The organism is Metabacillus lacus (assembly GCF_009674805.1).
Lineage (GTDB): Bacteria > Bacillota > Bacilli > Bacillales > Bacillaceae > Metabacillus_C > Metabacillus_C lacus.
Genome location: NZ_WKKI01000008.1, coordinates 83,334 through 107,346, shown reverse-complemented (window position 1 = coordinate 107,346; position 24,013 = coordinate 83,334). Strand labels below are relative to the sequence as shown.

Below are 24,013 nucleotides of genomic sequence, written 5' to 3'. Positions count from 1 at the left end.
AGGTCATAAGCTGTCTTGGCCAAAAGGTCAAAGAGCGACCTTCCGTCCAAGCCATCTTATGCTTGTCGCCGCTGAGCAGGCGTCTTCCGCTTTTCTACATTGTCCAGCTCCACCGGCTAGGCCCTCGAGGTCATAAGTCATCTTGGTCAAGAGGTCAAAGAGCGACCTCATGCCCAAGCTGCCTTATGCTTGTCAGGCCTGAGCAAGCCGGCTCCGCTTTTCTTGTCAATGAGTCCTATTAATGAGTCTCGGACTTAGACATTGTATTGCACAGAAACAGTTAAGGTCTACTTCTATACAGAAGTCGGTTCTTTCCAGCCTGAAGACGTCACAGACAGTGTTTTTGTCAAAGTCGAGTATGTTTGCGTGTTCATCAAATGCAATCAGCAGACGTAGAGTGGCACAGCAGTCATGAACGTTTTCTACTCTGAAGAAGACTGTGTTAAAGCAAGGACCGGCAGATAGTTGACCCACATTTCCGAACGCTGTGAATGGCTTTCCTTTTTTTGTGAACAAAACAAAAGGTATTGTATCTCCAAGGACAGTAATCGGATTCAGCAGGTTGCTGAAGCAGCTGAGCGGGCATTCTTCTTTTACTGCATTTTGAAGGTCGTTGATGTTTTCAACTGCGTCACAGACACAAGAAAAGTCTTTTTTATAGCTCATGCTTAATTCCTCCTTTGAATAAGTATTTCGTCTGTATTAGGATAGGCAGGTACAAGGCTAATGGTGCTAGTGCGAATGCCCAAATTACATAATTTCCTCAGCTTTGGATTTCTTGAGGCTTTTCTATCCGCTGTGAAGAGGAGCTGCTTTAGTTTCCTCTAAGCATTTTGAACGGAGGTCGGACCTGTAAAAAATGAAAAGAGACTGCCTTAAGGGCAGTCAGGTCATCAGCCATGATAGTGTTTTTTGCCTGGTGCTACACGGTTTACCAAGTCCGGTGACAAACATTGGATAGCGCAGAAGCAGTCAAGGTCGACTTCAATACAGAAGTCTGTTTTTTCAAGACCGAAGAAGTCACTCTGGCAAGGATCACACACGCTCAATGTGTGGCCGCTTACGTTAACTGGTCTTAGCAAAGAAAGGGTTGCACAGCAGTATTTCAGCGCTTCTACACGAAAGAAAATGGTTTCGAAGCATGCTGCATCATCTGCGAAGCCTCCAACATTGCCGAATGCTGAGAATAGTTTCCCTTTTTTATCGAATAGAAGGAATGGGATTGTGTCTCTTCCTGGAATTGTAGTTGGGCTAAGCAAGTTACTGAAGCAGCTGGTAGGACAGCTTTCTTCTACAGCTTCCTGTTCAGCAAGAATCTTTTCAACAGCGTCGCATACACAGCTGTCAAAATCAGATTTATGATGTTTTCCGCAGCTCATTCTTTTTCAACTCCTCAAGAAATAATTATTGACTTTAGTCCTTAACAACATATGTGTAAACGTCATAGTTGGTGTGGGCATTCGTCTACGTATTTGACTGTTTCGGATAGGACAGTAAAAGAGCGGAGTTAAAACGATTAAAACAGATGCTTAAGATTGACATTTAAGTTCGCAGCAGCAGCCTTAAAAGTGCAGAAACGCCTTCAGGGAATTATTAGCTCAAAGATGTTTCCTGATCACAAAGAAAAAGCAGAGGCTCTCCTCTGCTTTTCTGCTGGTATTATAGGATGTCGATTGAGATAACCAATGCAAGAAGCAATTGAATTAGGAGCTGCAGAGAAACTGCTACGTCTGTGTCTGTCGTGATCACAGATACATCACGTGAATTTTCGATGACAAGTTTTTGATGGTTAACTTGTTTGATTGTGGACTTCTGAAGCAATTCCTGAGTAACTCTTTCTGCTCTTGAGCTGTCAGCAATAGACAGGTTTACAACAAGGGCAATACCTACCTGGATTGCTGCCTGCAAAGAAGCTGCAACTTGTGTCTCAGTCGTTTCTACATCTACGTTGCAAGAATCTCTGATAATGATTGTTTCTGATGATACCTGCTTTGTTGTGCTTACCTGATCCGCTTCCTGATCAACCCCATCAAAAAAGCTTGAATCATAATGATCTTTTGAAGGAGATTTGGTGCCTCCACATTTTTCAGTTGGGTGACATGAAGTAGTGTCATGTGCAACCCAAGAATATGGTCTTGTTTCCATTATTTGTTTCCTCCTCTCATTTACTATCATTAAATGATGATAAAAGTCATTTGGCATGAGACAAACATCTTGGGTCAATGGCCCTTTTTAGTTAGTCGTCTTTCTTTTTGTTCTTTTTCAAAAGTTCTCTCAGCGTTACATTCTGCGGTGTTTCTGGTTCAAATGTTTCTTCTGTTATTTTCTTTGTTTTTTGATTCTCAAGAAAGTCCTCAACTTTGTCTTTTAGATCTGCAACAATTTCTTTGATCTGATCTTTTTGTTCCTTAGAAAGCTTTCTTTTTTCAGAGTCAGTAATGTTGTGTCTGGAAAAAACATCTGCTACGAACAGCTTCATGAGCGAAGCTGAAATTTCATTCATTTTATCTTTGTGTTCAGACATATCAGCAAACCTCCTTTAACGGCATTTTCATCGGGATTAAAGAATATCGATTGAAACAATCAAAGCAAGCAGCAGTTGAATCAGCAGCTGCAGAGAAACTGCAACATCCGTATCAGTTGTCGTCACATTAACATTATAAGAATTTTCAATGATCATTTTTTGGTTATTTGCCTGCTTGATTTGTGATTTTTGAAGCAGCTCCTGAGTGACTCTTTCTGCTCTGCTGCTGTCAGCGATTGACAAGTTAACCACCAGTGCAATAGCAACTTGAATTGCTGCCTGCAGTGAAGCAGCAACCTGTGTTTCAGTTGTTTCAACATGAACTTTACAGGAATCTTTAATGATAATTGTTTCACTGGAGGCTTGAATAATCTCGCTGACCTGTTTTGCTTCTTGCGTTACTCCATCTTTATTGCAGCTGCAATAATCAAGAGCGGACCATTTTTCAGTCATTATCTTCACTCCCTTCCTTTATATGATTAGTTAATGCAGGTAATGGTTCATTGGACTGAGGAAATAGTACAATTTCTCACCCATTTTTAAGGCAAATATGGAGGGGCGGGCTTTAGAGTATGTGACATATCTATTTTGCAAGGAACATAAGGTAAAAGGTGAAAACAGGGAGGGAAGGATATGTCAGGGTCTTTTTTAACATTGTTAATGCTGTCTTTAGCCTCGTTCCGGCTGACACGTCTGCTCGTCTATGACAAGATTACCGGCTGGCTCAGAAAGCCATTCCATGAAGAAAGCATCGAGGTGAATGATGCAGGGGAAGAGGTTACCTACTTAACCATCAAGGGAAAGGGCATTCAAGCCTTTTTTGGTGAATTGCTGAGCTGCTTCTGGTGCACCGGAGTCTGGTGCACGGCCTTCTTATATATATGTTACAGTGTCTATCCTGTGTGGGGTGAGCCGCTGGCGGCTATTCTTGCCATTGCAGGTTTGGCTGGAATCCTTGAGGCAGCTGTCCAAAGATTGATAGAATAGGCTTTCCAATTAGAAACAACCTTTTCTCATTATCATAGAATGACAGTAAGTCAGAAAAGGAAGGCGGAAATTTTACTTATGCACAAGCCATACATTAATCCTTCCAATTATGAAACATCCTCCAATCAATCTAAGCATGTTGCAAAGCCTCAGCCTGTGAAAAAAGAAAAAAAAGGCGGCTGTGGGTGTGGAAAAAAGAAGAGGCGCTCGCGTTAGGGACGCAGGGACGTAGGGACGCAGGGACGGGTACCTTGTCCCAGCCCGTCGGTAACATTCCCTTTATGGGGACGCAGGGACGGGTACCTTGTCCCAGGGGCGATGAAGGACAGATTTGAGTGGAATAGCAGGAGAAATGCCCTTCATCAGTGCGATGAAGGACAGATTTGAGTGGAATAGCAGGAGAAATGCCCTTCATCAGGGCGATGAAGGACAAATTTGAGTGGAACAGCAAGAGAAATGTCCTTCATCAGTGCGATGAAGGACAGATTTGGATGGAACAGCAAGAGAAATGTCCTTCATCAGTGCGATGAAGGACAAATTTGAGTGGAAGAGCAGGAGAAATGTCCTTCATCAGTGCGATGAAGGACAAATTTGAGTGGAACAGCAAGAGAAATGTCCTTCATCAGGGCGATGAAGGACAGATTTGAGTGGAACAGCAAGAGAAATGTCCTTCATCAGTGCGATGAAGGACAAATTTGAGTGGAAGAGCAGGAGAAATGTCCTTCATCAGTGCGATGAAGGACAAATTTGAGTGGAATAGCAAGAGAAATGTCCTTCATCAGTGCGATGAAGGACAAATTTGAGTGGAACAGCAAGCACAAGGCGCCTCCTCATCACAAATAAGCGTAAGAATTTCCCTTAAACCCAGAATAAGCCGTTTTTGAGAGAGAATAAGGGAATGTATTCCGCTTAAGCTGCTCATAAACATCCATTTTAGGCTTTTTTAGCTGCTTAGACGGAAACCCTCCGTTTATTTCGATCTATATTCGTTGTTTTTTCTACATAGGCGGAATTTCTCCTTTTATATATGCAGAGTGACTTTCACAAGGCGCCCCTCCCTCTAACAAAAAGAACAATTTTAACCTATTTACCTATTTCGAATTGGTGTAACTAAGTATTTGCCTGCTTGAGATCAATAGCCGGAATACTTCCGTTTATTTAAAGCTTTTTTCAAGCCATTCTTTTATTAATCGGATATTCCACATCTAATTATCAGGTGAGAAGCTGAAACAGATTTCTCTGTAGTTTCTATCTTAGGTTTCACCCCGCTGCATAAGCTCTTACCCCGTCCTAAAATATACGTAAAGAAACTGTGAGTGAAAGGAGCCGCCGTTTTCCGGCAGGTTTGCATGTGATGCCGGAGCCCCTCAATATAAACGCTATCTGCACACAAGCTGCTATCTTCACACAAGCTGCTACATGCAGCACTTCTGCATACTATACGAAAATGCTGCAAGAAAAGGGGTTTTGCTATTGTGGAGCTTTGAGGGATGGCTGAACAAACGGTATGAGAAACACAACCAAAATCAGCAGAAAATTGAGAAGTGGCAAAGTGAGAAAGATCGGGAATGGGAGCGGCTGGAAACAGTGGCAGGGGATTTTGAAAGTCAGATGGATGCTCTTGCTGATCAGGTGGAAAAGCGGATGGCAGAACAAGGCCCTTCTGAAATGAAAAAAAGCTGACACAATATGTTTTCAGGTATTTCCGCAAAAGCCCTATGCATTTGTCCAAACCAATTTCCCTGAAGGACATATTCTGTTAGGGAGCTAGGATAAGAGGAGGTGCTTTTGAATGGGTTACGGTTGCTACGGCTACGGCGGCGGTTATGGCGGAGGCGGTTACGGCTACGGTGGATCAGCTTTCGTATTGCTGGTTGTACTTTTCATCTTGTTGATCATTGTTGGTGCTTCTTACTACCACCATTAATCGGCACTACAAGCAAGAAGACAGAGTACGGGTGCAAACCCGTGCTCTTACTTTTTCCAATCCTGATGTATCACAATCTGCAAACATAGTCATATGATATACCAAGACGTAAGGAGGCTTCAAAATGGATAACAATTTCTTTAAGAATATTGAAAAGAAAACCGGCGTCAATATGCAGGATGTGTTTAACCTTGCCAACTCTCTTCAGGGAGCCAATTTTCAAGATGAAAAAACAGTGAGAAACGTAATTAAAAAGGTTTCCCAAATAGCCGGCAAGCCTGTTTCAAAGGATACAGAGGACAAAATTGTCAATTCCATTGTAAACGGCAAAGAGAAACTTGACTTTGGAACCATTTCTAAAATGATAAATAAAAAATAAGAAAAGCCTCCCAAATTGGGGGCTTTTCTTATTTATATTTTCACATTAAATGCTTGATAAATCTTGATGGAACAGCTTTTTTGTATCTGCGATAAGATGGCAGTGATAAATACAGCCCTTCTTTTGCCCGCGTCATCGCTACATACAGCAGACGTCTCTCTTCTTCAAGGTGAGAGGAATCCCCCTGTCTATGAGAATCCAGAGCAAAATCGTGGGGGAGGGAGCCATCTGTCACTCCTAATACATATACATGCTTGAATTCAAGCCCTTTTGACCGGTGAATGGTCATGAGCTGGATGGAATTTTCAGGACTACGCTGAAGGCTGTTAATCTCCTTAACAGCATGCTTCATATGATCAATATGATCCAGAAAAGCATCAACGGTTTGGAACTCCTTCGCTGCAACCTTTAGATCCTGCAAATCATCAGATCCCTTCTCAATGGAGTTGCCTTCACTTCCCCGTTTCTTTAGGTAATCTCCAAGTCCCATATCCTTTTCGATTGTAATCAGTGCCTCGACCGGCTTCATGCTTCTGAGCCTGGCAAAGCGGGGAAGAATCTGCTGAATTTTCTTTTTCTGAAAGGGCTGAAGCTGAGGAAGCTTCAGCAGTGCTTCCAGCAAGCTGCAGTCTTCCAATATCGAAATCGCTTTTAAGTCAGAAAGGGCGGTTTGCTTGATGAAAAAGGCAAATAACAGGGAAGTAACAGCTTCAACTGAGTCAGGATCCCTGCTCAATGTCAGATATGCCGCAGCGGTTTTCACAACCCTTCTATCATAAAATCCTGCTGTTTCCTTTTCCATGGAGAAGGGAAGGCTTGACTGATACAGTCTCTCAAAAACAGCACGACCCGCGGAATGGGTTCTGTACAGAACGGCGAAGCTTCCGGGATCTTCACCCTCCTGAATTCTTTCCTTTATATCGTTAACAATCATGGTTGCCTCTTCCTCTTCATCATAAGGATAAAAAAAGAGGGGCTGCTGTTCATGGTTAAAGCTGCTTTGGATATTTTTATTCAATCTGTTACGGTTTCTTACAATCACTTTTTTTGCACTTGCTACAATCGGGTGGCTGGACCGGTAATTTTTTGTAAGCTGTATCACTGCTGCGTCCGGAAAATCCTTTTGAAAATTAAGAATAAACCCGGGATCGCTCCCTCTGAAAGAATAGATGGATTGATCATCATCACCCACTGCACAAATGTGGCGGGTATGCTCTGACAAAAGCTTCATCAGCTGATACTGAACGGTGTTAATATCCTGAAATTCATCAATTAGAAAATGGGTAAATCTTTTTTGATACCGCTCCAGGAGTTCCTTGTTTTCAGTTAACAAGTCATAGCACCCAATCAGCATATCATCGAAATCAAACTGATTTCGGTCCCTTTTCATTTCTTCGTAGCGCTGATAAAGATAAAAAACTTGTTCTTCCCAATCATCTTTCGGCTTGAACGATGAAGAAATCGAGAGCGTATTTTTCCAATAGCTGATTTTTTGAAGAGCAAGATCGTAGGGAAAATCCTTTTCATCAAGCCCCTTTTCTCTTCCGGCTGTTTTAATATACTGCTCCCTTTGCCATTCCCCTTTTATTAAGTTATTTCCGTTCCACTTTGCTCCATCATAGTGGGCAAGCATTCTGTAAAAGATGCTGTGAAATGTTCCCACAACAATGCCTGCCAGCTGCTGAGGCATCATTCCGTATGATTGTGAAAGCCTGTCCCTCATTTCTTTAGCAGCTTTAGACGTAAAGGTAACCAGCATAATTGAGCGAGGATCTATTTTCCGGTGAACAGCCATATAGGCTGCCCTTGCTGTAAGCACTCGGGTTTTTCCGCTTCCTGCGCCAGATAAGACGAGCATTGGCCCCTCTACATTTGTAATGGCTTCATATTGTGAAGAGTTAAAGCTTATGCCGGGGAACAGCGTATTGCTTTGCAGTTCTGCTTGATCAGTATAAACATTGCTAATCGTCACCGGGGTTGCAGGAGTGAATCCCTGTGTTTCCGCGGGTTCATCCTTGATTGAACGTCCTTGCGGCAGCCTGAAGCTCCCGCTGTGGACGGCCTCCTTTTCAGTGACAGCTGAAGCAGGTTCAATCTGCAGAGTAGAGCAGTATTCTACACAGTCTGAATAGTCTCCCTTGCCTGCGTGGTAAAAGTGTGGTGATTGCTTCAATCCTATGTATAATCTCACTTCTTTTTGGCAGAGGGGACAGGTAAGCTTTCCTGAGCGTCCGGCATCATATATTTGCTGAAACTGATTTCTGGGCAATTCAGACAATTGAATGATATTATTTTGAAAATTTGCACAAAACATGAAAGCACCTCCCATAAATTCACATTAGGGTGCGTATTTATTTTAGTAAATTATACAGCAAAACTTATCATAACAAAGTATTTACCTGTAAGAAAGGTTTGAAATTCCTGAGAGTAAGGAAAAACAAAACAGAGGTGATGTTATGAGTTGGGTGGCTCCTGTAGTACTGGAACAATCAGTCCAATATGCAAACCGTATGGTTACATACAAAAACGATTATGCTGAGCTTTCAAAAGCATCAGCTGTTTCACTGAACAGCCAGTTTGTAGAGGAAGAAAGACGAGGAGATCAAAGACGTTTTGCAAACATTCTGCAAGCTGTGAAAAAGAAAGAGATGAAACAGGCAAAATTTCCTTTTCCTGGAGGAAAGGGTCTGACTATCAACGAATATATCTAAATCAGCCTCCCTGCTGTAAAGACAGGGGAGGCTCATACTCCTGTGAAAAGAAGGGGATTATATGGAACTGCTGCATATCAAAGGAGACTGCTTTTATTTTAAAGGAGCTGTCAATATCGGGTATGTCAGGGATGAAGAAAACGGATTGCTTATTGATGCAGGACTTGATCAACAGTCTATGAAAAAAGTCTTAAAATTGTTGAAAGAAAAACAACTTCCGGTTACTCATTTATTCATTACGCATGCGCATACCGACCATTTCGGAGGTGCGGGCTATCTTCAGTCACAGAAACATGTACATACAATTGCACCTCCCATTGAAGAAGCCATTCTCCGCAACCCTATCCTCGAGCCTTTGTATCTTTTTCAGGGAAACAAGCCGATATCAGAGCTTAGAAATAAATTTCTTGAAGGAGAAACCATGAGAGTGGACGAGGAAGCAGGGGCATTGATTCAATTTGGGAGCCATTCCTGCAAAACGTTCACATTTCCCGGACACAGCATCAACCAAATGGGTGTACTAGTCTCAGATATTCTATACTGCGGAGATGCGTACTTTGGGAGGGAGCAGCTCGCCAAACATAGAATTCCCTTTATCATTAGCGCAGAAGATACTTTGGCTTCGCTAACATACTTAAAGCAAATAGAATGCTATGGTGCAGTGCCCGGCCATGGTAATTTTCAATGCAGTTTTATAGAAACTGTGGAAGAAAATGAACGCTGTCATCAGGAAATTCTCAGCTGGGTTGAACAGCTTTTTGCGAAACGGGGCACCCTGTCTTTTGAGGACTATCTCGTCCAGCTTCTTGAGGAATGGCAAGTGGACTGTAAGCATTTATCTTCGTGGCTGCTATACCGGACTGCGGCCATGGCTTATATCACGCTGCTTGTTCATACAGGCAGTCTAGTAATAGTGATAGAGGCTAACCGGCTGCTGATAAAAGCGGTCAGCGAGCAGTAGAAAACACCTCTTTAGCGATGTCGGACATATAGAGATTGATAACCGGGTCAAAAAGGTGAAACAGGGTGAGCTGATACTGATAAAAACATAGTACACCAAGTATTTACTTACGGCTGTCAGGGAATAGTCACAGATAGCTGCAATAATTAGCAGGCGATTGTGGTAAGATAACTGCAAACAGCAATACAATACGTAAATGTGGTGATGACGGTGGAAGTGCAAGCACTGAAAGAAGTCGAAAAGCTCGCCCTGAAAAAACAGCGCCTTTTTACACACAGCAAAACAAGATACCTGGCTAGAGCAGCACTTGCCTCCATGTTTATAGGCTTTGGGGTTATTGTTGCATTCAGAACGGGCAATTTCTTTTATTTGGAACAGTCTCCTTTTACCTACCCTATTGCTGCGATCACTTTTGGAGCAGCAATCATTTTAATTGCATATGGCGGCGGAGATCTTTTTACAGGAAACACGTTTTACTATACATATGCTGCTCTGCGAAAGAAAATGGCATGGCCGCAGGTTGCAAACATGTGGTTCTTCAGTTACGCAGGCAATCTTATCGGTGCGATTATATTTGCCTTTCTGATCTATACAACGGGACTATTCAACGATCCTTCCGTGAATGGATTTTTGCTCAGTGTGGCAGAAAAGAAAACTCACGCACCTGTGCTTGAACTCTTTTTTCGGGGAATTCTTTGTAATTGGCTGGTTTGTATGGCGTTCTTTGTACCAATGTCTCTAAAGAGTGACGGTGCCAAAATATTTGCAATGATGCTGTTCGTTTTTTGCTTTTTTATTTCGGGCTATGAGCACAGCATTGCAAATATGTGTACATTTGCAATCAGCCTGGTCCTGAATTCTCCTGACAGCGTTTCTTTTTCAGGAGTGGTTTATAATCTGATTCCTGTCACAATTGGAAATTTGATTGGCGGAGCACTGATGATGGGCTGGATGTATCATTACGCCAACAAACCTTTTTTAGAAGATGAAGAAGCTTGACACAGCAAAAACCCGGTCCTCTTTATTAGAGAGCCGGGTTTTTTAGTCTTCCATAACAGAGCCTGCAAGAGTCTGGATATGCAGCCCCTTTCCCTCAATCCATTCAGCAAAAAAAACATCTCTCTCATTTTTTATCCCCTGCAAGGTAAGCTGGTTTTTCAGCCACTCATCACTAAAGCCTGCAGCTTTTACGTTTGACCACAGTACATCACCATCAACAATTAAGGTGATTGGAAAAACAGCTGGATCAAAAGGTACATGCAAATCCTTTCTGGTAGGTGTATCATACTCAGACTTTCTCATAACATTGATGCTTCCATCTGTTTCCAGAATGGCAAATTCTATTTCTGTAATAGAAAAAACACCCTTTGCACGAAGCAAATGCTGCAGCTGATTCAAATCCAGTTTTTCACGCCCAAGATTTTTTCTGAGAATTCTGCCCTTGTGAATAATAATTGTGGGTTTACCTTCAAAAAATGTTCTGGCCCGCAGCGATTTTTGCGTAACCATTTCTATCATATAAATGAGTGCTCCCCATACTGTGATGGCGAACAGGACTTCACTTAGCCCTATGTCTTTATCATAAACTGCATTGCCTACCAGCTCTCCCAGCACGAGGGCTGAGATGAAATCAAAGGCTGTAATTTGAGTAATCTGTGTTTTCCCTAAAAATTTGGAAACAACAAACAACCCAAAAAAACCTACAATCAATTCTATTCCAATTCGTGCAAAGTCCATTGTTATCACCTGCCCCTAGTGTTTGTCATCAGGGGGAAAATTATGTAAGAAGCAGTTATAGTAGGGAAGTTCAGAATGAAAACAAAAGGAAATGGAGATGATAGTAAAAATTTCCACTGAACGGAGGTTTTCCAGTTATGAACGTAGTGAGAATGCTGAAGGTGCAAATTCTTCTGCTAATGATAGGCACATTGCTTATATCCTGCAATCCTTTTCAGAAACAGCAAAGTCCGGAGCCGGCAGCAGAGAAGCAGCCCAGGAATGGACAAAAAGAAGAATCAGTCAGGGTATTGGTGATAGGCAGTGATAACAGAGATGGAGAAAGGGCCAACTCTGACTCTATTATGGTTGTTGATTATGTGCCGGAAGAAGCTTCGGTGAAGGTCATTTCGATTATGAGGGACAGCTTTGTCAAAATTCCGGATTATGAAAAAGGCTATAATAAAATCAATGCCGCCTATTATCTGGGAGGCAATGACCTGTTGAAAAGCACGATTTCTGCTAACTTCGGCATAGATGTTGATTATACAGCTGTTATTGATTTTAAAGGATTTATCAGTTTAATCGATTATTTGGCGCCGGATGGAATGAAGGTACATGTCACACCTGAAATGATTGATGATATGAACATGAACATTCAGCCGGGAATTCAGCCGTTGGAAGGAGAGCAGCTTCTTAAATACGTGAGGTTCAGGCATGATTCAGAGAGTGATTTTGGCAGAGTTCAGCGCCAGCAGGAAGTGCTTTTGATGATGAAAGATCATGTGAGTTCACGCCTGCAGTCTATTGATGGCATTGCTGCAATGCCGGAGCTGCTGGGAGAGGCATTAAAATATGTTGAAACTGACATGCCAATGGGAACGATGCTGCAGCTGCTGGGCAAGCTCGCTCTGAATACAGGGATTGAAGTAAAGAGCTTGAGAATTCCAGTCCAGAATACATTCATAGATGAAACTTATGAGCACTCGGGCGCCGTGTTGGAGATGAACATCCCCGCAAATAAGGAAGCCATACTGGAATTCCTTGAAGCGGTGCCAGTCCAGGTGCCAGGAACCTGAGGGGACAAAAATGCCAGACGCCTGCCGGGGCAGCAGTGATAAAATGCAGCCCCTCTGGTGTCTGGCACTTTTTAGGAAGAAGAAGAATCCTTTTGTCTAAGCAGTGCCTTTAAAGGACCTTTGCTTTTCCGGTCCGTGAGAATATAAAGGTAGTCACCGCCTTGCACAGTTGTGTCTCCTGTTGGCGTAATGAGCTGATTGGCGCGGATAATGGCGTTGACCAATGTTCCGTCCGGGAAGGGAATATCGTTCAATGTTTTACCGGTTATGGCGGCTGAGTGTTCCATTTCATATTCAATAATTTCCGCGTTTGCTTTTCCGAGGGAAACCAGTTCAATTGAATGCATTGGGGTGTTTTTCTTAGGTCCGACAAGCTGAAGCTTTTCTGCCAAAAGCGTAATGGTTGACCCTTGAATCAAGCAGCTTGTCAATACTACGAAGAACACGACATTAAACATAAGATAGCTTCCCTCAATGTTTGCAAGAAGCGGGAATGTGGCAAGAACAATTGGAACGGCACCTTTCAGTCCAGCCCAGGACAGGAATATTCTCTCCTTTACACTGTACTTTAAGCCAATCAATGACAGGAAGACTGCCGCAGGCCTTGCAATCACGATCAGGATACCGGAAATCAGCAATCCTTTAAGGACGATATCCAGTGTAAACAGCTCTGATGGAAAAACGAGCAGCCCCAGAATCACAAACATGGCGATCTGCATCATCCAGGCAAAGCCTTCTGAAAAACGAAAGATGGAGTGCTGATAGGCGACTTCATTATTTCCAATGATGATTGCAGCCACATAAACAGCCAGCAGTCCAGATCCTCCTGCAAAAGCTGTAATACCGTATGTCAGCAAAGCAAAGGCCGTAGCAAAAACAGGATAAAGTCCGCTGGAATCCAGGTTCAGCCTGTTAAGGGCGTAAACAGCAAACTTACCGAAAGCGAGCCCGAACAGAAGGCCAAGCCCCATTTGCAGAAAAAAGCTTCCAGTAAGCTTTAAAATACTCGCTTCTGGAACAGAGATTAGTTCAATCATGGCGATAGTTAAAAAGACAGCCATTGGATCGTTGGAGCCTGACTCAGCTTCAAGAGTAGCTTCAAGCCGCGAATCAACATTCTGCCCTTTTAAAACAGCAAAAACAGCTGCAGCATCAGTAGAACCGACAATGGCCCCGAACAGTCCTGCCTCCAGCCAGTTCAAATCCAGTATTAGTTTTGCAGCCACTGCGACAATACCCGATGTCAAAAGCACCCCGATTGTTGCCAGGGATATAGAAGGGGCAATCACCGGCTTCAACGTTCTCCAGTTTGTTTGGAGGCCGCCTTCAAACAAAATAATAATGAGTGCAAAAATACCCAGTATTTGCGCAATTCGCACATTATCAAAATAAATCAGTCCAAGAATGTCGCTTCCCATTATCATCCCGACAAGCATAAACAGGACCAGGGCGGGGACTCCCAGCCGTGCTGAGAACTTTGTCGTTAGGACCCCGGAAATAAAGAGGACAGCGAGTAGTAAAATAAATGCATCTGTCTGAAAAGTACTGTTAAACACTCCTATCACCTCTTACTATAAATTTACGTCGAGCAGAATTTCTGAAGGATCATATGTATGAATGCCAAGATAGTAAAGTGTTTCTGAAGGAGCTGACTGCTGAAGCCTTTTTTGAATCAGGGAAATGGCAATGCCTTTTCGGTAAGCATGATAGCCAAATGTTTTCCTGAGGGTGTGTGTGCCGATGGGAGCAGAAATTCCAGCGCTGGTGGCAGCTTCATTTATAATTCTGTAGGCCTGCTGCCTTGATATTGGCTCATTAGTTTTGCGTGATTGAAACAAGTAATCATCTATCGAAAGGTTATTATTCTTGATAAAGCTTTCAAGAACGTGCCTTAGTTCACTGTTTAAATAAACAGGGAGTCCTTCACATGGCTGTTTCATGGAGAGAAGTATATTTCCATCGTTGTCTGCGATATCTCTTACATGAAGATGAAGAAGATCCTGTACCCTCAGCCCCGTGTTAATTCCAAGAACAAACAAGCAATAGTCGCGGATGGAACGCTGTTTTAAGTAGCATTTAATCAGTTGCAGCTTTTTTTCACATTTAATTGCTTCAACAGATCTCACGGTAAGAAAACCTCCTAATGTAACATAACTTTATGTTAACACATTTTTTGTTACATTAATCAGAATATGCTTATCATGAACTATTCATAGGTTGGGAAAGAATGTTAAACTTAGAGAAAAACGATATAGAGGAGAAAATTGGTGAAAAAAATACTGTCCTTTTTGCTTCAGGGCACTGCTTTGCTTGCAGGTTTACTGCTCATCGTATCCGCTGTGTTTTTGGCCATGCTGTTTTTAACGGGTACGCAGGGGGTGATCCTGTGGGGAGTTACTTCAGTAATCATGGTTATCATAGGAGGCTATGCCATATCAGGATTTTTTAAACTGAAAGGCACATTGCATCGCAAAAGCATCAATATCACTCTGCTGATGTTCTCATTTCTCGCAATTCCCCTGACATTAGCCCCGGCGGTTCTGAATCTCACATTGCAGGTTGCTGACAGGTATACGAGTGTCAGCTCGGCCCCGATTGATTCTGACAGAAAGCTTCAGCATTACAAATACATGCTGGAAAGTTATTCGGGGGAGAATCAAAATCTGGAGAATTACATTCAGGTAAAAGAGGGTTCTGTTACCTTTTATTTTAAAGAGGAAATAAACAAGGAGCTGATTCAGAAGGTCCTTGATGAAATAAGTGATAATCGAGATCAATATGCTATAGTTTTCAGCAAGCTTCCCGAACGAAAATTAAGCATCTTTTTTTATGATCATGAAATAGAAGTTCCCAGAATAGATAATGTTTCAACAGATACAACCATGCTGGGTGCATACCATGAAGCTACAGCCAGCATCCATCTTTTAACGCCAGACTCACTTGGCGGAGAAGAGGAATTTAAGAGAACATTCCGCCATGAGTATGCCCATTTTCTGTTTCATAGTTTGATGAATGAGAAAGATGTTAGTTTGCTGAAAGTTCCGGTCTGGCTGAATGAAGGCACTGCTGTTTATTTTGAAGGAAACAGCCTGGAGGGAAGTGAGACCGCATATCAGCCGTTTCATTCTCTTACAACGCCGGGAGAATGGGAAAAAAGTATTTCTTTTGATTATTCCCCTTATTTTCAAAGCGGTTTGTTTGTTACGTATTTTCTTGAGCAGGAAGGTACAGACATTCTGCAAAGGCTTTTAACAGAAATGAACAAAAGTACTTTTGATGAAGCATTTGAGAAGGTAACTACAAAGCCTTTTACAGAGTATGAAGCGAACTTTTTGGAGCAGATGAAGAAAGACGGACGCATTCAGTAAGGGAACACTCTTAAAAAATGTGTACGGATTGCACCTGGTGCTTTTAGGAAGCAAATATGGAATGGATAGAGTTTTTTATAAAAACCAAAACCTGTCATAAAATCCTGCCTCACAATTATTTCACAACTGCTAATTGGAGTTCTGATATGATAGTCTTGCGAAAGAAACAAAGGAGATGAAACGTTTGAACAGGGGGAGAATCTTTCTTTTTTGCTGTATGCTGCTGCTTACAGGCTGCACAGCATCCCAACAGCAGGAGGATACACTTACGGCTATTGAAGTTGTAATTGCTTTACCGGACTCTATTAATACAGATGAAAAAACGAAAATATCCGCTGCAGTGACTCAGGGAAATGAAAAAGTGGAAGATGCGAATGAAGTTGAATTCGAAATTTGGGCAGCGGGCTCAAAAGAAGACAGTTACTTAGTGGAAGGAAATCATGAAGGAAACGGAATTTACTCTGGTGATGCTTTCTTTTCTGCTGAGGGAGTTTACTACATTCAAGCCCATGTGACTGCCAGGAACATGCATAGCATGCCAAAGGTCAAGGCCGCAGTCGGAACTATAGACCCGGAAGAGTGGGAAAGAGCGGGGGAAGAAGAACAGCAGCAGAAAACAGAAGAAGCCTCTTCACATCACTAGAGACCTTGATTTGCTGATGCTGTCCTCTGGAATGCAGCCGGACATGGGACATGTCGTGGGGCTGCTTGGACGGGAACTTTGGGACGATGGAACCGTCCCCTTGTCCCTAAGAGAACCGTCCCCTTGTCCCTAAAGCGGCTGCATCTGCCACAATTGTGACGGCAGAATGTGATAATAATGCAGACGCAGGAAATTCTTCATTCACATCTCCATCCAGCAGTCTGCTGAGGGCAGCCTGCTTACCAGCTCCGGATATTAGCAGAAGAATCTCCCTGCTTTCCATGATTGTGCCAATTCCCATCGTGACAGCCTGCGAGGGTACATCATCAATACTGTTGAAATAACGGGCATTGGCTTTTCTGGTAGATAAAGCAAGGTCAACAATATGAGTCCTTGAAGAAAAGGAAGTGTAAGGTTCATTAAAGCCTATGTGACCATTGAATCCTATGCCCAAAAGCTGAAGATCTATGCCGCCCTTTTCTTCGATGAGCTCTTCATATCTTCTGCACTCTTCCAGGGGATTCTCTGCGAGCCCATTTGGTATAAATGTTGAAGTACTATGAATATCAATATGCTGAAATAAATGCTCCTTCATAAAGTGACAATAACTGTTGGGATGATCACCGGAGAGCCCCAGGTATTCGTCAAGATTGAATGCTGTTACATTTTTGTAAGAGGTTTTTTTTGTTGAATGGTCACTAATCAGTTCACGATATGTTCCAACGGGTGTTCCCCCGGTTGCAAACCCCATTGTTAAATGGGGCTGGGATTTTACTCTTCCGCTAATTATTTCAGCTCCAACGATACTTAATTCTTCATAATTTTCAACTTCTATTATGTTCAATCTGCTCACCCCTCCTGTAAGAGATCATCCCTCTTGTTACTGTCATGATCACCTCATGACTAGCATCCAGAAAAACAAGATCAGCGTCCTTTCCTTCCTTAATGCTGCCTTTTCTGTGGAATAAGCCTAATTGCCTTGCCGGATTTTCGGACGCCATTCTGACAGCATCACGAAGTGAACAGCCCGTGAAAAGCATCATGTTGCGGACAGCAGTATCCATTGTTAAAATACTGCCTGCGAGTGTACCGTCTGGCAGAACAGCTCTGCCTTCCCCAACAGTGACCTGCTGGCCTCCAAGGTCATATGTGCCAGGCGGCATAAATTTCGCCCTTATTGCGTCCGTAATCAGGATGAGGCCGTTTTGACCTTTTACCTTTAAGGCAAGCCGAACCATCTCAGGGCTAATGTGAACGCCATCGGCTATAACTTCAGCTGAAAGTGAATCCTCAAGAAGAGCTGCCCCTGCTGTACCAGGCTCTCTGTGGTGAAGCGGCGACATCTGGTTGAAAAGATGAGTCACTTGCTTTGCTCCGTTCATGACTGCTTCCTTTGCCTCTGAATAGGAGGCACTAGAATGGCCAATCGACGGAATAACACCTTCAGAGGTCAGCTTTTTCGTAAAATTCATTCCCCCCTCCATTTCAGGTGCCATGGTGACAATTTTAATGGTGCTGCCTGACAGAGTCTGCCAGTGATCAAAAAGAAGCGGATTTGGCGGAAGTATGTGTTCTGCCGGCTGCGCGCCGGCTTTCTTTGGATTTACAAATGGGCCCTCAAGATGGATGCCGACCATTTCAGCGCCTTTTTTAGTTTGAGTCCCGATATATTGCGCGCAGCTGATAAGAGCTGCGTCTATTGCTGCAGAATCTTGAGTCATTGTGGTAGCAAGAAAGCTGGTCGTACCTTCAGCGGGGAGCGCGGCTGCCATTTTTTGAAGAGCGTCTCTTGTCGCATCCATGGTATCTGCCCCGGCTGCTCCATGAATATGAATATCTATAAAGCCGGGAACCGCCGTCGAACGCTCATCCAGTTGAATCAAAGTGCAGTTGTTAAAAGAAGGAGCGTGGGACATATCCCCGGCTTCCTCAATGACGCCATCTCTTATTATTACATACCCATTTTCAATAATTTCGTTCTCACAGTATATTTCTGTATGTAAAATAGCTGTTTTCTGCTCATTCAATCCCATTTTTTCACCCCTATGGTGTTTCATCACTACCATTTTACAACTGACTATTATTGTTGTACAGCCAGTTGCGGCGACTTCAAAAACTTGCGGATTCTTGAGACTGCTATGAGATTTACTAAGGAAAAGCTTCAACAATATGAAATGAGTTCGTCATGAGTGAAGACAAGCCCCTGGTAGGATCCTATGATATCTTGCTGATTTTTATGCTAATCACCCTCTCTGTTTGTTTATCATAGGTAATCATCACAAGTAGTCCATACTCTTTGCTGCCTTCTTTCATCCATAATCTAAAACTCTCAACAGCAGTTTTTGCTTCCTCCGTCCTCCCAATATGGAAGTAGTCTGCAATATTAGCTGATGGATACGCCTCTCGCACTTTTTCCACAGCAAGCTTCCCCCATTTGGCATGGGAGGGAGTCTCCAGCGCAGCCTCTGCCTGGAAGCAAAGAGCTGTTTGTGCGAAAGGGAAAAATAAGATAGATATAAGTAGAACTCCGGTCAATAATGCTCTCATCATAAAGCCCCCCTTTTCCTGCTAGGTTGTATATTTTTATGCTTTTTTATTTATTCATACATAAAACTTAACTGGAAGGAGAAGGTAATAGCAATATGAAAAGGAGGTAAACACTATGAAAACTATACAAGCATTTTTAATTACACTGTTAGCTGTTCTCGTTTTTGCTGGCTGCGGCATGGCCAATCAGGGCAGAGAAAATGATAACAACGGAAATCAAGCTAACCAAACAAGAAATGTTGATAACAATAATGAAAATATCAGCGAGAATGATAACGGCCTGATTGGGGGTACGAACGTAAACCAAGATGCCCAGGACCGCCAAGGTGCAGGCGCACATGGAAACAGACAGGGCAATAACAACGGTGATCATAATGGCAATAACAACGGTGATAATAATGGCAATATGCAAGTCTCTGAAGAAGCGGAAGACAAAGTGGAAGATTTGGATGAGATTGACTATGCAAACGTCATTATGACTGACAATAATGCCTATGTAGCAGTTGTACTGAAGAATCAGCCAAAGGGAGAAGTAAGAGAAGAATTGAAAAAGAAAATAGCAGATCAGGTGAAAGAAACAGATGAAGGCGTGCAGAACGTATTTGTTTCTTCCAACCCGGATTTTGCTGACAGAATGACCGATTATGGAGATAAAATTCAAGAAGGAAAGCCGGTACAGGGTCTTTTTGAAGAATTCAATGAGATGGTACAAAGAATTTTCCCTAATCAAGAAGGCTAGAAAAAAATGAAAGCTCCACCGCCTGGATGTGCCATCATCCGGGCATTTTTGCGTACAGAAAGCAAATTGCAAAATCGCACTCACTCCTCGTCTCAATGAACGATTCAGGGGCGCTTTCATCCTCTCTGTAAGCATTGGAAATATTTCTTTGGGCACAGTATAAAGTAACAGGAAACGGAAGCAAGTCAGCCCAAAAGCTGCAGCCCTGATAATTGATGCTGCTTTTCTCTTTTTGAGCTGCTCAAGTTTATCATAATCTTTATGCAGGGTAGAGAAGAATAATTCTTTTATTTCTCAGGAGGTGTAAGCCCCTTTGCAGCGGGCAGCCATTGACGATATTTAATTTGTTTTTAATCGCACTCTTAATCGGATTAACCGCGTTTTTTGTCGCTACTGAATTTGCCATTGTGAAAGTCAGGGGATCACGAATTGACCAGCTCGTAGCTAAAGGAAGAGCGGGTGCACTTCCGGCAAAAAAGGTCATCACCCATCTCGATGAATACCTTTCTGCCTGTCAGTTGGGGATTACTGTGACAGCGCTTGGACTGGGGTGGCTGGGTGAGCCTACGGTTGAGCGGCTTCTTCATCCACTGTTTGAAGAATTTCATCTAGCTGAATCTGTCACAACAATTCTCTCTTTTGCGATCGCCTTTACACTGGTCACCTTCCTTCATGTAGTAGTGGGTGAGCTGGCCCCTAAAACCGTGGCAATTCAAAAGGCTGAGGCTGTTACTCTGATTTTTGCCAGGCCGATTATCTTGTTTTATAAAATCATGTATCCATTTATCTGGGTATTGAATGGATCAGCAAGACTGCTCGTAGGCATATTTGGGTTAAAGCCAGCCTCAGAGCATGAGCTCGCTCATTCAGAAGAAGAGCTCCGCATTCTCTTATCTGAAAGCTTTAAAAGCGGAGAAATCAATCAAAATGAGCTCAAGTATATGAATAATATTTTTGACTTTGATGAAAGACTTGCCAGAGAAATTATGGTGCCAAGAACTGAAATGGTGAGCCTGTCCATTCATGAGCCAATGGAGAAAATTTTTCAGACCATTGCAAATGAAAGATATACACGCTATCCGGTCATAGAAGACGGAGATAAAGACCACATACTGGGCGTTGTAAATGTGAAAGAGCTGATGACAGCTAAAATATTGCAAAAAGAGGACATCATCAGGCTGGAAAATTATACGAAGCCTGTTATTAGAGTAATTGATACAATTCCAATTCGCGATGTTTTGGTAAAAATGCAGAAAGAGCGAAGCCACCTTGCTATTCTCGTTGACGAATACGGCGGCACCTCGGGCCTTGTGACAGCAGAAGATATTATTGAAGAAATTGTTGGGGAAATCCGTGATGAATTTGATGCAGATGAAGTAGCCGAAATCCGGAAAATCAAAGACGATCATTTTATCTTTAATGCGAAAGTATTAATCGGCAATGTAAATGACCTTTTGGGCACTCATCTTTCTGATGAAGATGTAGACACTATCGGCGGCTGGTTTCTTACGAGGAACATTGATGCCAAGCTGGGAGACGAACTAGAGGCAGAGGGCTTTATTTTTAAAGTAGCAGCCATTGACGGACACCATATCCACTTTTTGGAGGTAACCAAAGCCGGCTAGTCAGCTGGTGCCCCGTACCAGGGAAATGATAATGAAGAGAAGCCGGCGGAATGAACCTGTGCAGGCTTTTTTTCTATGTTACCTTCTATTAGAAGAAGTTTCATGGGAATTTGGAGAGGGCTGAAAAGGAGCAATGTGGTTTGGTTTGTTGTACGATTTTGAAGAAGCTATAAGAAAACTTCTGACTTTGTTATACGATTTTTGAGATAGTATAACAAAACCCCCTGCTTTGTTATACTATCCGGTCAAAATTCCAAGATAGTATAACAAACGGGCTCTCTTTGTTATACGATTTTTGAGATAGTATAACAAAACCCCCTGCTTTGTTATAGTATCCGGTCAAAATTCCAAGATAGTATAACAAACGGGCTCTCTTTGTTATACGATTTTTGAGATAGTATAACAAAACCCACTGCTTTGTTATAGTATCCGGTCAAAATTCCAAGTTACTATAACAAAGCCGCTCTTTTTGTTACAAAATTCAGCGCGGGGTGTAAAACCAGCAAACAAGAAAAAAAACAACAGTCACTTTGTGGATGACTGTTGTGGAATCAATATGGGTAGTTGGGATAACGCGGGTATTGAAGATAAGGCTGATAGGGCTGTTGTGCATATTGATTTTGATGGTGAGCAAGATTACGTTTATTGCAGTTCTTATAGGGCCCTATATACGTACTTGGCTTGATGGAATGAGTGACAGCTTTCCACTGTTCTTCATTGATACAATAAGTATGAGCCATGATGTTTGATGGGGTGAATTTTAAGAGGTCAGAACCTAAAATCACTTCTGGATTCGGTGCATCAAAAATGGCCAGAAGATGAGTGTTGTTAACGGAGGCTACTTCATAATGCCACCACCCTTTTGGAACATTTGCTACTTGCCCTGGTGTTATCGGGATATTCAGCAGCTGCTTTGTATATGGGTTTAGTATAGAGACAGTTGCGGATCCCGAGATACAATAAACTAGTTCAGCTGCGTTTTGGTGATAGTGGGGCTCTACAACGTGCTCAGCACTAAGAAAAATATCAAGAAGAGATACGTTTTCAAGTGTGTTCAACTGTTTTTTTCCCATTACATTAATCAGATTGTGTTGATCTTGTTTAAACAAGTTACTTTTATTTACGTCAAAGAAGTATTGAGGTGAAGTGTAATCGCTGTTTGCAGTCATGACCGTCCAGCTCCCTAATTGAGATATCAGCATGATATGAGTCTATCCACTTCGTTGTGATAAAGAGTGTTATAGACGTGAATGAAGGAATTGTAGAAGGGGTTCTTCATAAACTTCTACTAGTAAAGAAAATCCCTGCATATAGTAATAGTACAAGATCTCAGGGGGGATGGATGATGAGAACAAAATTCACGGCAATTGTTGGAGCAGCCTTTATTACTATGATTATCTTCATGAAAATAGATGTGTTTCAGGATGAGTATTCTAATCCAATCAAGCCTGTTTTTGATGCAGAAGAAATTGAATCAGTGGATGCGGGGGCGGAATCAGCAAGCAGTACTGTACCTGTGCTAGAAGATAAATATGTAAGCTCTGAAAAATCAGTAGAAAACGGAGTGGTATACATTATTGAAAAATACGAGGAATACGAGGTGTATACTGATGAAAACGGCAGAGAAGTAAAATCCCTTCCTACAGGACATTACAGCTATATTCGCTACAAAAGATAACCTTCCTGCTCGTAGTCGGAAAGGCCGCTGTATACTCTATAACAAAAAAACCCGTCTCATCATAAAACGGATTTTTGTTCCATACAGGAGTATAACTTTTTGCTTTACAAGCTGGATTAATGAAGTTTAGGTTTTTCGCCCTCAAATACACCGTCACGGGCCATCCGGGCTTTCAGGCTTTCTACAAGATAAAAGCCTAGCAAGCCGTACAGTTCTTCATCATCAAGTTCTCCAAGCACTTTAATAACCTCTTTACGATCAAGCTCTTCCAAAACGGAGGCGGCCACAATCTCAGCATCCAGCTCTTCGCCTGAAAACTGACTTCGGTAAAATTCATACAATTCATCAATGAACCTCAATGGTTTTCCCCCTCTACGTTGTCTTACTATAATATACCCGATAGAGATCAATGTTAAAAGTTTGCGCACTCAGCTGAAAGCAGGTGAGAGACGCATCTACAGGGAACAACAGTGTGTTGATTTCCAGGGGCTTTTTAAAAGGTTTGGTGTAAGGAAAGGTCATTTTATTTACTCTTGGCAACACTGTTTTCAGCGACGGAAATCATGACGTTTTAAAGAATATGTTAGAAATTCTAAATTCACAAGACGCCCCTCACCCTCACAAAGAAAAAATAAGCGGAAGAATTCCGGTTACATTCAAATTAGGCTGTTTTTTAGAGAAAATAAGGGAATGAATTCCGCTTAAACTGTTGAAAATACTTCATTTTAAGGCTTTTTGATGCATAGACGGAATTCTTCCGTTTATTTCAGTCCATTTTGGTTGTTTTTTTTGAATAGATGGAATTCCTCCGTTTATCTATGTATAGTCGCTTTCATATGACGCCTACTCACTCTTTTAAAAAAACCAGAACCACTTGCGGAAATTCTCCGTCTATTCAACAGTAGTCCTCACACAGTTCTGGATTTTTTACTTTGACTGCATTTGCGGATTCTACTCCTGCAGTATCTCAATCCTATGTTAAATACCCCACTATTTCTTACAAAAGCGGAAATTCCTTGCAATGCATAACCATTATCCTCATCTGTTCTTTGCTGCAGGATTTGCTGGGAAAGCGCTTTTTATTTTTACCTTTCCCGAATCCTGGGGTATAAAGCCAAATTTCAAAAAA

General features: G+C 42.3%; 27 protein-coding genes. 13 read left to right on the top strand and 14 right to left on the bottom strand.

Features of this window, described 5'->3' with window-relative positions:
* Positions 1 to 225: 225 nt before the first annotated feature.
* The 5 genes from GJU40_RS07115 to GJU40_RS07095 all read right to left on the bottom strand — a co-directional run bounded on the left by GJU40_RS07115 (position 226) and on the right by GJU40_RS07095 (position 2,977).
* Entirely contained in the window at positions 226 to 666 is a 441-nt protein-coding gene (locus tag GJU40_RS07115; RefSeq protein ID WP_154307049.1) for a CotY/CotZ family spore coat protein, read from the bottom strand.
* A gap of 227 nt (positions 667 to 893) precedes the next feature.
* The gene (locus GJU40_RS07110; RefSeq protein WP_154307048.1) at positions 894 to 1,379 is read right to left on the bottom strand and encodes a CotY/CotZ family spore coat protein; all 486 of its coding nucleotides are present in this window, start codon (positions 1,377 to 1,379) and stop codon (positions 894 to 896) included.
* Positions 1,380 to 1,659: 280 nt separating this feature from the next.
* Positions 1,660 to 2,145 (bottom strand): spore coat protein, encoded by a 486-nt coding sequence (locus tag GJU40_RS07105; protein ID WP_154307047.1) that lies wholly within the window; start codon positions 2,143 to 2,145, stop codon positions 1,660 to 1,662.
* A 91-nt stretch (positions 2,146 to 2,236) separates the two neighbouring features.
* On the bottom strand, positions 2,237 to 2,524 hold the full coding sequence (locus GJU40_RS07100) for a hypothetical protein (RefSeq protein WP_154307046.1): 288 nt from the start codon (positions 2,522 to 2,524) through the stop codon (positions 2,237 to 2,239).
* A gap of 36 nt (positions 2,525 to 2,560) precedes the next feature.
* A complete protein-coding gene (locus GJU40_RS07095; RefSeq protein WP_154307045.1) occupies positions 2,561 to 2,977 on the bottom strand; it encodes a spore coat protein in 417 nt (138 codons plus the stop codon).
* A gap of 180 nt (positions 2,978 to 3,157) precedes the next feature.
* Here GJU40_RS07095 and GJU40_RS07090 point away from each other — a divergent pair, with 180 nt between their 5' ends.
* The 4 genes from GJU40_RS07090 (at position 3,158) to spoVIF (ending at position 5,817) form a co-directional block, all read left to right on the top strand.
* The gene (locus GJU40_RS07090; protein WP_154307044.1) at positions 3,158 to 3,511 is read left to right on the top strand and encodes a DUF1360 domain-containing protein; all 354 of its coding nucleotides are present in this window, start codon (positions 3,158 to 3,160) and stop codon (positions 3,509 to 3,511) included.
* A gap of 1,473 nt (positions 3,512 to 4,984) precedes the next feature.
* A complete protein-coding gene (locus GJU40_RS07080; protein WP_154307043.1) occupies positions 4,985 to 5,194 on the top strand; it encodes a hypothetical protein in 210 nt (69 codons plus the stop codon).
* A gap of 109 nt (positions 5,195 to 5,303) precedes the next feature.
* On the top strand, positions 5,304 to 5,438 hold the full coding sequence (locus tag GJU40_RS07075) for a YjcZ family sporulation protein (protein WP_154307042.1): 135 nt from the start codon (positions 5,304 to 5,306) through the stop codon (positions 5,436 to 5,438).
* A 124-nt stretch (positions 5,439 to 5,562) separates the two neighbouring features.
* Positions 5,563 to 5,817 carry a sporulation-specific transcription regulator SpoVIF gene (gene spoVIF, locus GJU40_RS07070; protein WP_154307041.1) on the top strand — a complete coding sequence of 85 codons (255 nt, stop codon included), beginning with the start codon at positions 5,563 to 5,565 and terminating at the stop codon, positions 5,815 to 5,817.
* A 40-nt stretch (positions 5,818 to 5,857) separates the two neighbouring features.
* Here the strand turns inward: spoVIF and GJU40_RS07065 are convergent, their stop codons facing one another.
* The gene (locus GJU40_RS07065) at positions 5,858 to 8,131 is read right to left on the bottom strand and encodes a UvrD-helicase domain-containing protein (protein ID WP_154307040.1); all 2,274 of its coding nucleotides are present in this window, start codon (positions 8,129 to 8,131) and stop codon (positions 5,858 to 5,860) included.
* 142 nt (positions 8,132 to 8,273) lie between these two features.
* Between GJU40_RS07065 and GJU40_RS07060 the strand changes: the two genes are divergently transcribed.
* From GJU40_RS07060 to GJU40_RS07050, 3 genes are all read left to right on the top strand, one after another.
* Complete coding sequence (locus GJU40_RS07060) at positions 8,274 to 8,528, top strand: hypothetical protein (protein WP_154307039.1); 255 nt, start codon at positions 8,274 to 8,276, stop codon at positions 8,526 to 8,528.
* A 61-nt stretch (positions 8,529 to 8,589) separates the two neighbouring features.
* The gene (locus GJU40_RS07055) at positions 8,590 to 9,489 is read left to right on the top strand and encodes an MBL fold metallo-hydrolase (protein ID WP_154307038.1); all 900 of its coding nucleotides are present in this window, start codon (positions 8,590 to 8,592) and stop codon (positions 9,487 to 9,489) included.
* A 210-nt stretch (positions 9,490 to 9,699) separates the two neighbouring features.
* On the top strand, positions 9,700 to 10,488 hold the full coding sequence (locus GJU40_RS07050) for a formate/nitrite transporter family protein (RefSeq protein ID WP_343031447.1): 789 nt from the start codon (positions 9,700 to 9,702) through the stop codon (positions 10,486 to 10,488).
* 42 nt (positions 10,489 to 10,530) lie between these two features.
* Here GJU40_RS07050 and GJU40_RS07045 read toward each other — a convergent pair whose 3' ends face one another.
* On the bottom strand, positions 10,531 to 11,226 hold the full coding sequence (locus tag GJU40_RS07045) for a DUF421 domain-containing protein (RefSeq protein WP_154307037.1): 696 nt from the start codon (positions 11,224 to 11,226) through the stop codon (positions 10,531 to 10,533).
* A gap of 137 nt (positions 11,227 to 11,363) precedes the next feature.
* Here GJU40_RS07045 and GJU40_RS07040 point away from each other — a divergent pair, with 137 nt between their 5' ends.
* Positions 11,364 to 12,284 carry an LCP family protein gene (locus GJU40_RS07040; RefSeq protein WP_154307036.1) on the top strand — a complete coding sequence of 307 codons (921 nt, stop codon included), beginning with the start codon at positions 11,364 to 11,366 and terminating at the stop codon, positions 12,282 to 12,284.
* A gap of 71 nt (positions 12,285 to 12,355) precedes the next feature.
* On the opposite strand, the gene GJU40_RS07035 is transcribed toward GJU40_RS07040, so the two are convergent.
* The gene (locus tag GJU40_RS07035; protein WP_343031446.1) at positions 12,356 to 13,840 is read right to left on the bottom strand and encodes a potassium/proton antiporter; all 1,485 of its coding nucleotides are present in this window, start codon (positions 13,838 to 13,840) and stop codon (positions 12,356 to 12,358) included.
* Positions 13,841 to 13,855: 15 nt separating this feature from the next.
* Positions 13,856 to 14,410 carry a tyrosine-type recombinase/integrase gene (locus tag GJU40_RS07030; protein WP_343031444.1) on the bottom strand — a complete coding sequence of 185 codons (555 nt, stop codon included), beginning with the start codon at positions 14,408 to 14,410 and terminating at the stop codon, positions 13,856 to 13,858.
* A 141-nt stretch (positions 14,411 to 14,551) separates the two neighbouring features.
* Between GJU40_RS07030 and GJU40_RS07025 the strand changes: the two genes are divergently transcribed.
* Together GJU40_RS07025 and GJU40_RS07020 are read left to right on the top strand one after the other, a co-directional pair.
* Positions 14,552 to 15,652, top strand: a complete 1,101-nt coding sequence (locus GJU40_RS07025) for a gluzincin family metallopeptidase (RefSeq protein WP_154307035.1) — start codon at positions 14,552 to 14,554, stop codon at positions 15,650 to 15,652.
* A 184-nt stretch (positions 15,653 to 15,836) separates the two neighbouring features.
* Positions 15,837 to 16,295 (top strand): FixH family protein, encoded by a 459-nt coding sequence (locus tag GJU40_RS07020; protein WP_170289346.1) that lies wholly within the window; start codon positions 15,837 to 15,839, stop codon positions 16,293 to 16,295.
* Between the two features lie 106 nt (positions 16,296 to 16,401).
* Here the strand turns inward: GJU40_RS07020 and nagB are convergent, their stop codons facing one another.
* The 3 genes from nagB to GJU40_RS07005 form a co-directional block, all read right to left on the bottom strand.
* Positions 16,402 to 17,139: a glucosamine-6-phosphate deaminase gene (nagB, locus tag GJU40_RS07015; protein WP_154307033.1), complete on the bottom strand. Its 738-nt coding sequence runs from the start codon at positions 17,137 to 17,139 to the stop codon at positions 16,402 to 16,404.
* Positions 17,120 to 18,328: an N-acetylglucosamine-6-phosphate deacetylase gene (nagA, locus tag GJU40_RS07010; protein ID WP_154307032.1), complete on the bottom strand. Its 1,209-nt coding sequence runs from the start codon at positions 18,326 to 18,328 to the stop codon at positions 17,120 to 17,122. Before nagA ends, nagB begins: the two co-directional genes overlap by 20 nt.
* 181 nt (positions 18,329 to 18,509) lie before the next feature.
* Positions 18,510 to 18,845, bottom strand: coding sequence for a DUF3889 domain-containing protein (locus GJU40_RS07005; RefSeq protein WP_154307031.1), 336 nt, complete (start codon positions 18,843 to 18,845; stop codon positions 18,510 to 18,512).
* 112 nt (positions 18,846 to 18,957) lie between these two features.
* On the opposite strand from GJU40_RS07005, the gene GJU40_RS07000 reads away from it, so the two are divergent.
* Positions 18,958 to 19,581 (top strand): YhcN/YlaJ family sporulation lipoprotein, encoded by a 624-nt coding sequence (locus GJU40_RS07000; RefSeq protein ID WP_154307030.1) that lies wholly within the window; start codon positions 18,958 to 18,960, stop codon positions 19,579 to 19,581.
* A gap of 329 nt (positions 19,582 to 19,910) precedes the next feature.
* A complete protein-coding gene (locus tag GJU40_RS06995; RefSeq protein WP_154307029.1) occupies positions 19,911 to 21,206 on the top strand; it encodes a hemolysin family protein in 1,296 nt (431 codons plus the stop codon).
* 551 nt (positions 21,207 to 21,757) lie between these two features.
* On the opposite strand, the gene GJU40_RS06990 is transcribed toward GJU40_RS06995, so the two are convergent.
* Positions 21,758 to 22,375: a cupin domain-containing protein gene (locus GJU40_RS06990; protein WP_154307028.1), complete on the bottom strand. Its 618-nt coding sequence runs from the start codon at positions 22,373 to 22,375 to the stop codon at positions 21,758 to 21,760.
* 173 nt (positions 22,376 to 22,548) lie between these two features.
* On the opposite strand from GJU40_RS06990, the gene GJU40_RS06985 reads away from it, so the two are divergent.
* A complete protein-coding gene (locus GJU40_RS06985) occupies positions 22,549 to 22,884 on the top strand; it encodes a hypothetical protein (protein WP_154307027.1) in 336 nt (111 codons plus the stop codon).
* Between the two features lie 116 nt (positions 22,885 to 23,000).
* Here GJU40_RS06985 and GJU40_RS06980 read toward each other — a convergent pair whose 3' ends face one another.
* Positions 23,001 to 23,243: a DUF6154 family protein gene (locus tag GJU40_RS06980; RefSeq protein ID WP_154307026.1), complete on the bottom strand. Its 243-nt coding sequence runs from the start codon at positions 23,241 to 23,243 to the stop codon at positions 23,001 to 23,003.
* Between the last annotated feature and the right edge of the window lie 770 nt (positions 23,244 to 24,013).

What these genes read in the sequence shown, in the direction of transcription:
- GJU40_RS07005 (WP_154307031.1), bottom strand. Translation starts at nt 18,845, where the DNA reads ATGATGAGAGCATTATTGACCGGAGTTCTACTTATATCTATCTTATTT.
- spoVIF (WP_154307041.1), top strand. Translation starts at nt 5,563, where the DNA reads ATGGATAACAATTTCTTTAAGAATATTGAAAAGAAAACCGGCGTCAAT.
- GJU40_RS07095 (WP_154307045.1), bottom strand. Translation starts at nt 2,977, where the DNA reads ATGACTGAAAAATGGTCCGCTCTTGATTATTGCAGCTGCAATAAAGAT.
- GJU40_RS07100 (WP_154307046.1), bottom strand. Translation starts at nt 2,524, where the DNA reads ATGTCTGAACACAAAGATAAAATGAATGAAATTTCAGCTTCGCTCATG.
- nagA (WP_154307032.1), bottom strand. Translation starts at nt 18,328, where the DNA reads ATGGGATTGAATGAGCAGAAAACAGCTATTTTACATACAGAAATATAC.
- GJU40_RS07000 (WP_154307030.1), top strand. Translation starts at nt 18,958, where the DNA reads ATGAAAACTATACAAGCATTTTTAATTACACTGTTAGCTGTTCTCGTT.
- GJU40_RS07110 (WP_154307048.1), bottom strand. Translation starts at nt 1,379, where the DNA reads ATGAGCTGCGGAAAACATCATAAATCTGATTTTGACAGCTGTGTATGC.
- GJU40_RS06990 (WP_154307028.1), bottom strand. Translation starts at nt 22,375, where the DNA reads ATGACTGCAAACAGCGATTACACTTCACCTCAATACTTCTTTGACGTA.
- GJU40_RS07090 (WP_154307044.1), top strand. Translation starts at nt 3,158, where the DNA reads ATGTCAGGGTCTTTTTTAACATTGTTAATGCTGTCTTTAGCCTCGTTC.
- GJU40_RS07055 (WP_154307038.1), top strand. Translation starts at nt 8,590, where the DNA reads ATGGAACTGCTGCATATCAAAGGAGACTGCTTTTATTTTAAAGGAGCT.
- GJU40_RS07045 (WP_154307037.1), bottom strand. Translation starts at nt 11,226, where the DNA reads ATGGACTTTGCACGAATTGGAATAGAATTGATTGTAGGTTTTTTTGGG.
- GJU40_RS06985 (WP_154307027.1), top strand. Translation starts at nt 22,549, where the DNA reads ATGATGAGAACAAAATTCACGGCAATTGTTGGAGCAGCCTTTATTACT.
- GJU40_RS07040 (WP_154307036.1), top strand. Translation starts at nt 11,364, where the DNA reads ATGAACGTAGTGAGAATGCTGAAGGTGCAAATTCTTCTGCTAATGATA.
- GJU40_RS07060 (WP_154307039.1), top strand. Translation starts at nt 8,274, where the DNA reads ATGAGTTGGGTGGCTCCTGTAGTACTGGAACAATCAGTCCAATATGCA.
- GJU40_RS07105 (WP_154307047.1), bottom strand. Translation starts at nt 2,145, where the DNA reads ATGGAAACAAGACCATATTCTTGGGTTGCACATGACACTACTTCATGT.
- GJU40_RS07065 (WP_154307040.1), bottom strand. Translation starts at nt 8,131, where the DNA reads ATGTTTTGTGCAAATTTTCAAAATAATATCATTCAATTGTCTGAATTG.
- GJU40_RS07075 (WP_154307042.1), top strand. Translation starts at nt 5,304, where the DNA reads ATGGGTTACGGTTGCTACGGCTACGGCGGCGGTTATGGCGGAGGCGGT.
- GJU40_RS07115 (WP_154307049.1), bottom strand. Translation starts at nt 666, where the DNA reads ATGAGCTATAAAAAAGACTTTTCTTGTGTCTGTGACGCAGTTGAAAAC.